At 64.4% G+C, this 10,623-nt stretch carries 6 protein-coding genes; 5 read left to right on the top strand and 1 reads right to left on the bottom strand.

Going from position 1 to position 10,623, the window contains the following annotated elements; all coding sequences use genetic code 11:
- The first annotated feature begins 52 nt into the window (after positions 1-52).
- From glgX to treY, 4 genes are read left to right on the top strand one after another with little or no spacing between them, the layout of a single operon-like run.
- The gene (gene glgX / locus P3T40_RS34325; RefSeq protein WP_429272157.1) at positions 53-2,266 is read left to right on the top strand and encodes a glycogen debranching protein GlgX; all 2,214 of its coding nucleotides are present in this window, start codon (positions 53-55) and stop codon (positions 2,264-2,266) included.
- A gap of 48 nt (positions 2,267-2,314) precedes the next feature.
- A complete protein-coding gene (gene treZ / locus P3T40_RS34320; protein ID WP_429272156.1) occupies positions 2,315-4,231 on the top strand; it encodes a malto-oligosyltrehalose trehalohydrolase in 1,917 nt (638 codons plus the stop codon).
- Entirely contained in the window at positions 4,228-6,426 is a 2,199-nt protein-coding gene (gene malQ, locus P3T40_RS34315) for a 4-alpha-glucanotransferase (protein WP_429272155.1), read from the top strand. Before treZ ends, malQ begins: the two co-directional genes overlap by 4 nt.
- Positions 6,423-9,275, top strand: coding sequence for a malto-oligosyltrehalose synthase (gene treY / locus P3T40_RS34310; RefSeq protein WP_429272154.1), 2,853 nt, complete (start codon positions 6,423-6,425; stop codon positions 9,273-9,275). Before malQ ends, treY begins: the two co-directional genes overlap by 4 nt.
- A gap of 27 nt (positions 9,276-9,302) precedes the next feature.
- On the opposite strand, the gene P3T40_RS34305 is transcribed toward treY, so the two are convergent.
- Positions 9,303-9,767, bottom strand: coding sequence for a nuclear transport factor 2 family protein (locus P3T40_RS34305; protein ID WP_429272153.1), 465 nt, complete (start codon positions 9,765-9,767; stop codon positions 9,303-9,305).
- A 137-nt stretch (positions 9,768-9,904) separates the two neighbouring features.
- Between P3T40_RS34305 and P3T40_RS34300 the strand changes: the two genes are divergently transcribed.
- Positions 9,905-10,561: a TetR/AcrR family transcriptional regulator gene (locus P3T40_RS34300; protein WP_429272152.1), complete on the top strand. Its 657-nt coding sequence runs from the start codon at positions 9,905-9,907 to the stop codon at positions 10,559-10,561.
- The last annotated feature ends 62 nt before the right edge of the window (positions 10,562-10,623 follow it).

Below are 10,623 nucleotides of genomic sequence, written 5' to 3'. Positions count from 1 at the left end.
TCTGAAGGGACGCCCCGCGAAGAAATGAACCATCAGAATAAGGACGGGAACCATGTATGCATTGCCCGACCGGCTATCGCCGGGCTCGCCCTATCCCCTCGGGGCGAGCTGGGACGGACTCGGTGTCAACTTTGCGGTTTTCTCGGCCAATGCCCAGCAGATCGAGTTGTGCCTGTTCGACCCCACCGGCCGCAAGGAAATGAAGCGCTATGCGCTGCCGGAATGCACGGACGAGATCTGGCACGGCTATCTGCCTAACGCGCACCCCGGCACCGCCTATGGGTTTCGTGCACATGGCCCGTACCAGCCGCAGAACGGGCATCGCTTCAACCCGCACAAGCTGTTACTCGACCCCTATGCACGCAAGCTCGTGGGACAATTTCGCTGGTCCGATGCGCTCTTCAGCTACCGCGTGCATTCGAACCGGCTCGACCTGTCGATCGACCGGCGCGATTCGGCGCCGGCGATGCCGAAATGCGTCGTGATCGATGAGGCATTTGACTGGTCGCATGACACGCGGCCGAACGTGCCTTGGGGCGAGACGGTCGTCTACGAAACCCACGTGCGCGGCGCGTCGATGCTGCGCCCCAATTTGCGTGCACACGAACGCGGTACGTTCGCGGCGCTGTCGTCGCCGGAATTTATCGGACACCTGCAAAAACTCGGTGTCACCGCCGTCGAACTGCTACCGGTGCACGCGTTCCTGAACGACCGCTTCCTCGTGGAGCGTGGGCTGCGCAACTACTGGGGTTACAACACCGCGGCATTTTTTGCGCCGGAGCCGTCGTATCTGAGCACGCACCGGCTCGACGAAATGCGCATCGCCGTGCGGCAACTGCACGCGGCAGGGATCGAAGTGATCCTCGACGTGGTCTACAACCACACGTGCGAAGGCGGCGAGATGGGCCCGACGGTGTCGTGGCGCGGCCTCGACAACGCCAGCTACTACCGCCTCGTGCCCGGCGACGAACGCCACCATATCAACGACACCGGTTGCGGCAACACGCTGAATCTGCCGCATCCACGCGTGCTGCAGATGGTGATGGATTCGCTGCGCTACTGGTCGACGGCGTTCAATATCGACGGCTTCCGTTTCGATCTTGGCGTGACGCTGGGCCGCGAACATAACGGCTTCGATGCGGGCTCCGGCTTTTTCGACGCCTTGCGCCAGGACCCTATCCTGTCACAGCGCAAGCTGATTTCCGAGCCATGGGATATCGGCCCAGGCGGCTATCAACTCGGCAATCATCCACCCGGTTTCGCCGAGTGGAACGACCGCTTTCGCGATACCGTGCGCCGTTTCTGGCGCGGCGACGCCGGGCTGCGCCCCGATCTCGCCGCGCGCCTCACCGGCTCGGCCGACCTGTTCAACCACCGCTTCAGAAAGCCGTGGGCATCGGTGAATTTCGTCGCGTCGCACGACGGCTTCACGGTCGCCGACATTGTTTCCTATGAACAAAAGCATAACGAAGCGAACAACGAGAACAACAACGACGGTCACAACGAGAACTGCAGTTCGAACTGGGGCGTCGAAGGGCCGACCGACGATCCGGCGATTCTCGAAACGCGTAAGCGGGTAGCACGTTCGCTAATCGCGACGCTGTTCATGGCGCTCGGCACGCCGATGCTTCTCGCCGGGGACGAGGCCTGCCGTACCCAGCATGGCAATAACAATGCTTACTGCCAGGACAACGAACTATCATGGATCGATTGGGAGCGTGCGGGGTCCGAAGAAGGTCGCAGAATGACCGAGTTCGTCGCACGCGTGATCGCCTTGCGCAAGCAGCATCCGTTGCTGCGCGAGACGCGCTTCCTGTTCGGCGACCGTGAGGTGTTGCCCGGCCTTTACGACATCGGCTGGTTCGACGAACGCGGCTTTCCCTTGACCATCGAGGCCTGGCAGGACCCGGAAGGGCGCGCGCTGACGCTGCGCCGCGCGGGTCCCGGACTCGACGGTGACACAGAAGTATTGTTAATGATGCTGAACGCGTCGGGCGGCACGTTGCGTTTCGCGCCGCCCGCGCCGCATCTGGAATGGCATGTTCTGCTGGATACCGCAGACCCCGACTCACCCCCTCATCCGTTGGCGGTGCCGGAAGTGGAAGTGGCCGGCCACGGCCTCGTGATAATGGCCGCGCGGCCGGTAGGCGAAGCAGACTGGCAGGCCGGCTGGGAAGCTGGGCCGCAGCACGGCCCGCGGTTGTTGACCGCGTTGCCACCCGATCCAGGCACGGCCCTGCCGACTGACGGCGAGTCGCACACGTAGTGTTGCCGGAGCACGAGGCGGCGGAGCAAAACCGAATGGTGACGAATCATGTCCGAAAGTCCGATTGATCCTCATGCGCGTCATCACGCGCATTGCCTGCCGTTCGGGGCGCAGCTGCTGGGTGCGGCGAGCGCGCGACCGCGCACGCGCTTTCGTTTTTGGGCGCCATCGTGCAAGTCAGTACAAGTCGAAATCGAAGGCCCGGCTACACCCGTCACGCTCGAGATGACGCCGACCGGCAATGGTTGGTTTGAAGCCGAAGCCGATGGTGGCGCGGGCACGCTGTACCGCTACCGCCTCGACGGTGAACTGGCGGTACCCGATCCCGCTTCACGGTTCCAGCCACAGGACGTGCACGGCCCAAGCGAAGTGATCGATCCACGCGCCTACACGTGGCAAAACCCGCACTGGCATGGCCGGCCATGGGAAGAGACCGTGCTGTACGAGCTGCATGTGGGCACGCTGGGCGGCTATGCGGGTGTCATGCAGCGCCTGCCCGCGCTCGCCGAACTGGGCGTGACCGCCATCGAACTGATGCCTTTGAACGATTTTCCCGGCCAGCGGAATTGGGGCTATGACGGCGTGCTGCCGTATGCACCCGACTCGTCCTATGGGCGACCGGACGAGCTGAAGGCGCTGATCGATACGGCGCACGGTCTCGGTCTGAACGTGTTCCTCGACGTGGTCTATAACCACTTTGGCCCGGACGGTAACTATCTGCATCAATATGCGAAGCCGTTCTTTCGCGAAGGCACTTACACACCCTGGGGCCCCGCCATCGACTTCGAGCGCTCGGAGGTGAGCGATTTCTTCTGCGACAACGCGCTCTACTGGATCGACGAATATCGCTTCGACGGCCTGCGCTTCGATGCAGTGCACGCGATCGACAATCACGAATGGCTGCGCGAACTATCAGACCATATTCGCGCCAAGGTGCGGCACGGACGTCACGTACACCTCGTCCTCGAAAACGAGCACAACACCGCTAACCTGCTCGAAACGCATTTCGACGCGCAGTGGAACGACGATGCGCACAACACCCTGCATGTGCTGCTGACGGGCGAGACGGAGGGTTACTATCATGCGTTTGCGGATGAGCCAATCCGCAAGCTGGCGCGTGCGCTGGCCGAAGGATTTGCATACCAGGGCGAGCCTTCGCCGATCCACGATGGCAAGCCGCGCGGCGAACCGAGCGGCCATTTACCGCCCACTTCGTTCGTGATGTTCCTGCAGAACCACGACCAGATTGGCAACCGCGCGTTTGGCGAGCGTCTGCGCAAGCTGTGCTCACCGGATGCGCTGCGGGCCGCCACGGGCCTGTTGCTGCTCTCGCCGCAGATTCCGCTGCTGTTCATGGACGAGGAGTTCGGCTCGGATCAGCCGTTCCTGTTCTTCACCGACTACACAGGCGACCTGGCGGATGCCGTGCGCGAAGGACGCCGCCGCGAATTCGCGCGCTTCGCATCCTTCAGCGACGAAAAGCGCCGCGCAGAGATTCCCGATCCAAATCATCCTCAGACCTTTGCTGCGTCATCGCCGCCGTCCGATCCCGCCGCGCAACCCGACGCGCACGAACGCCTTGACTGGATGCACTTCTACAAATCCGCGCTGACGGTGCGGGCGAAGCTGGTCACGCCACGCCTCGCGCATTCGAAAGCGCTGGGCGCAACCGTGCTATCCACGCAGGACGGGCGTGACGCCAACGCGCTGGTCGCACGCTGGCGGCTCGGCGATGGACAGACGCTTACCATCGCGCTGAATCTGAGCGACGCCGAAGTGCCATTTCCGGAGACGGAGGCGCCCAAAGGAAAGGTCGTGTTCGAAACACCGCCCCGTGTGCGCGATCATCTCGACCAACATCGGCTACCGTCCTATGCATTCGTCGCGTGGCTGACCGGCGACGTCAGCGAGTACGCGAACACACACGATGCACGCAAGGTCATCGACCGGGAGTGGCACGCATGAACGCCACGCGACGCACGGAGTCCATCAACAGCCTCGCTGCTCGCGCCGGCTTTGAGGTCGAGTGGCAAGACGCGCATCACGTCACCCAGCAGGTTCCCGAAACCACGCTGGCCGTGTTGCTCGAACGCATGGGGCTGCCGTGCAGCAGCGCGGCCCAGATACGCCAAAGCGCCGCCGCGCTCGAAGCGGAACTGTCCGGCCGCAAGCTGCCGCCGCTGATGACCGCCGAATGCGAGCGCGGCATCGCGCTGCCGGCGGCGGCGATCAAATCCGGCAGCCACTATCGCATCGAACTGGAAAGCGGTTCGCAGATCGATGGTCGCTTCACGGCGCCGAAAGGCGAAGCCGCGCTGCTGTCGCCGATCGACGAACCCGGCTATCACACGCTCTACATCAACGACCACCGCATTACGCTCGCGGTGGCGCCGTCGCGCTGCTATACCGTGGCCGATGCGTGGCAGACAGTGCAGAACACACCCGCGCCGCCGTTGTGGGGTGTCGCCGCCCAGCTCTACGGTTTGCGCCGTACGGGCGATGGCGGTATCGGCGACTATTCGGCGCTCGCGCAACTCGCCATTGAAAGCGCGAAGCGCGGCGCGCACGCGCTCGCCGTCAGTCCGACCCATGCGATGTTCAGCGCCGAGCCGGAGCGGTTTAGTCCGTATTCGCCGTCGTCGCGCTTGTGGCTCAACGTCACGCATATCGATCCGGCCGCTGTGTTCGGTGTGGAGGCTGCGCGCGCCGCCATCGAAGCGCATCAGGCCGGCGAAACGTTGTCGCAGCTCGAACGCCTGACATTGATCGACTGGCCGCAGGCCGTGCGGCTCAAGCTCAAGGTACTGCGTACGCTCTTCGAGCAGTTCTGCGTGCACGAGCGAGCTCAAGACGCGCCCCGTGCTCTCGAATTCAACGCGTTCTGCGTGCACGGTGGCCGGGCGCTCGAGGACCACGCGCGCTTCGAGGCATTGCAGGCGGTTCAGCTTGCGCAAGCGGAGCCGAACGGCCATTGGCGTAGCTGGCCCGAGGCGTTGCGCGATCCACGCAGCGCAGAAGTCGAAGCGTTTGCGAACGCACACCGGCACGAAGTCGAATTTCATCTGTTCCTGCAATGGCTGGCCGCCAAGGGGCTCTCGCATGCCCAGCACGCGGCGCGCGATGCAGGCATGGCAGTGGGTTTGATCGCAGACCTCGCCGTCGGCTGCGACAGCGCCGGCAGTCATGCGTGGTCGTATCGCGACGATATGCTGCAAGGCGTGTCGGTCGGCGCGCCGCCGGATCTGTTCAACCAGGCCGGTCAGGCATGGGGACTGACGACGTTCTCGCCACGCGCCATGCGCACCCAGGGTTTCGCGGCCTTTATTGACATGCTGCGTGCCGCATTTGCGCACGCCGGCGGCATCCGCATCGATCACATCCTCGGCCTGCGCCGTCTGTGGCTCGTACCGGAAGGCGAAAGCGCGCGCAACGGCGCCTACCTGCGCTATCCGCTCGAAGACATGCTGCGGTTGATCGCGCTCGAATCATGGCGGCATCGCTCAATTGTGGTCGGCGAGGATCTGGGCACGGTGCCGCCCGGCTTCCGGGAACGGCTCCAGGAACACGGTATCGCAGGCATTCGCGTCCTTTGGTTCGAAGGCGCCGAGTCAGGCAAAGGCTTCAAGCCGCCGCAGCGGTGGGACCATAACGCAGTCGGGACCACCACCACGCACGATTTGCCGACCGTCACCGGCTGGTGGCGCGGCGCCGACATCGTCTGGCGCAACCGCATCGGCCAGACCCTGCCGCGCGCCGACGGCCGCGACCCCGTCGAAGTGGCGCAAGCGGCGCGCGCGGAGGATCGCGCTGCGCTATGGGCCGCGTTCCAGCAGGCGGGCGTCGCCGCGAAGGATGTGCCCGCGCCGCCGCCCGAGAGCGCGCCCGTGGATGAAGCGCTCGCCTTCGTCGCCGCCACGCCCACGCCGCTCGTCACGTATCCGCTCGAGGATCTGCTTGCGCTCGAAGACCAGCCAAATCTGCCGGGCTCGATCGACGAGCATCCGAACTGGCGGCGGCGCCTCGCGTTGCCGGTCGACGAACTGTTCGCCGAGCCGACCTTCTGCGACCGCCTGCTCGCGGTCGAGCGCGCCCGCAGCGCCACCGTTCCCGCTGCCGCCTCGGCGTCCACTACTGATTCTTCGGGGCCCGACACACCATGACCGTCCCGCGTTCCACACTCAGGCTCCAGTTTCACAAGGGCTTTACTTTCGACGACGCACTGGCGCACGTCGAGTACTTTGCTGCGCTCGGCGTGAGTCACGTTTACGCATCGCCCGTGACAACTGCCGAGCCGGGCTCGACGCACGGCTACGACACCGTCGACTACAGTCAGATCAGTGCGGAATGTGGCGGCGAAGCGGGCCTGAGACGGCTGGTCGAGAAACTGCGCGAACGTGGCATGGGACTGATTATCGACGTGGTGCCGAATCACATGGGTGTCGGCGGATCGAGCAATGCCTGGTGGCTCGACATCCTCGAATGGGGACGCCATAGTGCCTATGCGCGGCATTTCGACGTCGACTGGCATTCGCCCGACCCTGCCCTGCGCGGCAAGGTCCTGATGCCGTGCCTGGGAGCATCGTACGGCGACGAACTCGCGGCGGGGCGCATCGAACTGCGCTTCTCTGCGCAGACGGGACACTTCTACATTGCCTACGGGCCTCACGTCGGCCTTGTGTGTCCGGTCGATTATGCAGCGATTCTGCAAAGCGCCGAGCGCGCGGATTTCAGTGCGCTCGCCGCGCGCTTCCAGGGCCTCACCACGCAACCCGCTGACCAGCCGCGCGCCACTGAAGCGCGCGAGTTGCTGCGCGAGTTCGTTGCCCAACACGGCTTGTCGGCTATCGAAGCCGCGCTGGCCAACTATGCGCCGGGCGAACCTGTTTCGCGCGACCGTCTGCATCGGCTGCTCGAGCGCCAGCATTTCAGGCTCGCTTGGTGGCGCACGGCGTCGGACGAAGTGAACTGGCGGCGCTTCTTCGACATCAGCACGCTGGCCGGCATCCGGGTTGAACGGCCCGAGGTGTTCGACGCGGTCCACGCGCTACCGTTTCGCCTCTATGCGGAAGGCTTGATCGACGGCGTGCGGATCGACCATGTGGACGGTCTCGCCGAACCACGCGAATATTGCCAGCGGCTGCGGCAACGCCTCGGCGAACTGCGCGACGGCGAGCCGTATATCGTGGTCGAGAAAATCCTCGGACGCGGCGAACCTTTGCGCGGCGACTGGCCAATCCACGGCACCACCGGCTACGACTTCATGAACGACGTCGGCGCGTTGTTGCACGATCCGGCGGGTGCCGAACCGCTCGCCACCACGTGGGCCGAACTGACCGGACGCAGCGCGAAGTTTGCGGATGAGGCGCTGCCGGCGCGGCGCAAGATCCTCGCGGAAAACCTCTCCGCGGAACTGGACCGCGCGGCGCGTGCGCTGCACCGGATTGCCCGCGATTCGATCAACACGCGCGATTTCACGTTCACGGCATTGCGACGCGTGCTGACCGAACTGGTCGTGCATTTTCCGGTGTATCGCATTTATCCGCAGAGCGGTTTGCGCTCGGAGGCCGACAATGTCTATTTCAATCAGGCACTAGCCGGCGCGAGACGAACGCTCCCGCCTGCCGACTACGCCGTGCTGGAGCAGGTCGATGCCTGGCTGGGCAACGGTGCGGCTGAGGACGCCGCAGTGGTGCGTCAGAGTGCGGCCGCCGGCGCGCAGCAAGGTACGAGTGGGCAGCCGTTCAATCACGCGAGCACATCCCGTCGTACGGCGCAGACGTTATTCTCGCAATTGACTGCGCCGGTGGCTGCGAAAGCGGTCGAGGACACCGCCTGCTATCGCTATGGCCGCTTGCTGTCGCGCAACGAAGTGGGTTCGGACCCAGGCGAGTTTGCGCTTTCGATCGAGCAGTTCCACGCCGCCACTCTCGAACGTGCACGCCGTTTCCCGCACGCGATGCTGGCAACCGCCACACACGATCACAAACGCGGTGAAGACGTGCGGGCACGTCTTGCGGTGCTCAGTGAGATCGCGCAAGACTGGAGCGCGACGCTGCGCGCATGGTCTACAGTGAACGCGCTGCAGCGCCGCGCGCTGGACGGCAGTACCACCACGTCGGATCACGACTGGGCGCCGGGCCCGGCAGAAGAGGCGATGCTGTATCAGACCTTAGTGGGCTGCTGGCCGCCCGAGCTCTCGCCCGACGACGAAGCCGGCGTCAAGGAGCTCGCCGAACGGGTTGCGCAATGGCAGTTAAAGGCGCTGCGTGAAGCGAAGCTGCGCACGTCCTGGCTCGCGCCCGACGAAGCGTATGAGAAGGCCTGCCGCGACTTCCTGTTCGATATCCTCGGGCCGCAGCGGCGCGACGCCTTCCTGCACGAGTTATCGGCGTTGGTCGCACGGATCAGCCAGGCCGGAGCCATCAACAGCTTGCAGCAGACCGTGCTGCGACTCACCTCGCCCGGCGTGCCCGATCTGTATCAAGGCACCGAGTTGTGGGATTTCAGTCTGGTGGATCCGGACAATCGCCGGCCCGTCGATTTTGCGCAGCGGGCGGCGTGGCTGGTTGAGACGCCGCCGTCGGACTTTCTGTCTGACTGGCGCAATGGACGGGTGAAACTCGGAGTCGTGCAGCGCTTGCTGGCGCTACGCGCGCATCTGCCGGAGTTGTTGAGCGAGGGCACGTATTTACCGCTGACCGTGAAGGGCAAGCGCGCGGCACACGTGGTCGCGTTCGCGCGAAGACATGCCAACGCGTGGGCCGTAATCATCGTGACGCATCTCGCTGCGGGCTTGCTGAATAAGGGCAACGACTTGCCACTCGTCGACGCAGCACAGTGGGAGGATACGGCGGTTGAGATGCCCGCTGAGCTGAACTCGCGCTCACTCTTCGACTGGATGAGCACCGCTGCGCCCAAAGTCGAGGATAACGGCTTGCTGTTGGTGCGCGATGCGCTCGCGGCAATGCCGGTGGCGGTGCTGGTGGAGGACGGGGTGCCGCGGGCTTGAGCCCCGCCGGCCCCCAATATGCTCAGATCATGAGGCGGCGGCGCGCCGTTCGGTTGCGCGCCGTGCCGCATCGGCCACCTGCTCGGCCACCCGGCGCGTGTCCCAATACACCTGCCCCTGATACATGCGCTCACCGCGGACATTGAAGCGGTCGACGCCCTGCCACTCAAGCGCCTCGCCTCCAACACTTGCCGACGCTCGCCACTCGATCAATACGGCGTCACCCGTTGGCGCCCATTGCAGCACCTCCACTTTCAGATCCGGTAGCTGAGCCAGCACCTGCCTGAAATGCTCGACCACGCCTTCCCGATCCGCCGGCACGGTCATGGGCGGGATAAGGTTGCGTGTGTCCGCGTGCATCAGGTCGCGCAGCTCGTCTGCGACGGGATGGCTCCAGTGCTCGGCGAAACGGTTGACTACAGCGCGGGCATTCCGCATTTGTTCGGCCGAAGGCGGGACGTACTTCACATCGGTATTCGTTGAAACAGTCATTTGCAAATCTCCCGAGAGAGCGTCGACTCACGACGCAGGCTTCACGCTTCACGACGACATACGCCATGAATTTCACATACATTGTGTATGTATACTACGATGCGAAGGTGAAAAGTCAAGCGGTGTGCAAAACTCCCATGGAAAACGTCGGTCCGTTCAAAACACGTCGTGAGGAATACGCGGATGCCACGCGCGAAGCGCTGGTTACCGCAGCAGGCGAGTTGTTCACGTCGGAGGGATATCAGCAGGTCGGCATCGAGGCGATCGCCCGCAAGGCGCGTGTGACGCGCGGCGCGTTCTATCACCACTTCAGCGACAAGGCGGCGTTGTTCGATGCGTTGGTGGTCTCGCTACAGACTGCGGCTGCGGATCGCGTGCGTGCCGCCGCCGAAGCCGTGCCGAAATCACGCCGCATACGTGCCGGCATTCGCGAGTTTTTGGAGGTGTGCTCCGAGCCCGCGTACCGGCACCTCGTGATCGAGGCCGCGCCCGCCGTGCTCGGCGCCACGCGCTGCAGGGAGATCGAGGAAGCGCATATTTACGGGCTCCTGATTGCGGCGCTCTCAGGCGGCGCTCAGCAAGGTGACCCGCTGGTTGCAAATCCCTACCTTGCGGCACGGATGATTGGTCGCATGGTTTGCGAAGCGGCGTTGCTGCTCGACGATGCGGACGATCCGGAGACGCTAAAGGCCGAGGCGCTTGCCATCGTTGAACAGACATTGACGACGTTGACGTCAGGCAAGCGGCGCCCCGCCCGTGCCGCGACGGGGCGGACACGCGCGGCGGCCAAGTGAAGAGGAGCGCCGGCGTCGAGCAAGGTGCGGAGCCTAAGTAGGACACGCTTGCTTCATCTGCA

It is taken from the genome of Paraburkholderia sp. EB58, from assembly GCF_050436665.1.
Taxonomy (GTDB): domain Bacteria; phylum Pseudomonadota; class Gammaproteobacteria; order Burkholderiales; family Burkholderiaceae; genus Paraburkholderia.
Note: the sequence above shows the minus strand (reverse complement) of the source record. Positions and strands in the feature narration are given on the sequence as shown.

Bases quoted from the DNA above. Each gene is read 5' to 3' on its own strand.
- treY (WP_429272154.1), top strand. From the start codon at position 6,423: ATGACCGTCCCGCGTTCCACACTCAGGCTCCAGTTTCACAAGGGCTTT.
- treZ (WP_429272156.1), top strand. From the start codon at position 2,315: ATGTCCGAAAGTCCGATTGATCCTCATGCGCGTCATCACGCGCATTGC.
- malQ (WP_429272155.1), top strand. From the start codon at position 4,228: ATGAACGCCACGCGACGCACGGAGTCCATCAACAGCCTCGCTGCTCGC.
- P3T40_RS34300 (WP_429272152.1), top strand. From the start codon at position 9,905: ATGGAAAACGTCGGTCCGTTCAAAACACGTCGTGAGGAATACGCGGAT.
- P3T40_RS34305 (WP_429272153.1), bottom strand. From the start codon at position 9,767: ATGACTGTTTCAACGAATACCGATGTGAAGTACGTCCCGCCTTCGGCC.
- glgX (WP_429272157.1), top strand. From the start codon at position 53: ATGTATGCATTGCCCGACCGGCTATCGCCGGGCTCGCCCTATCCCCTC.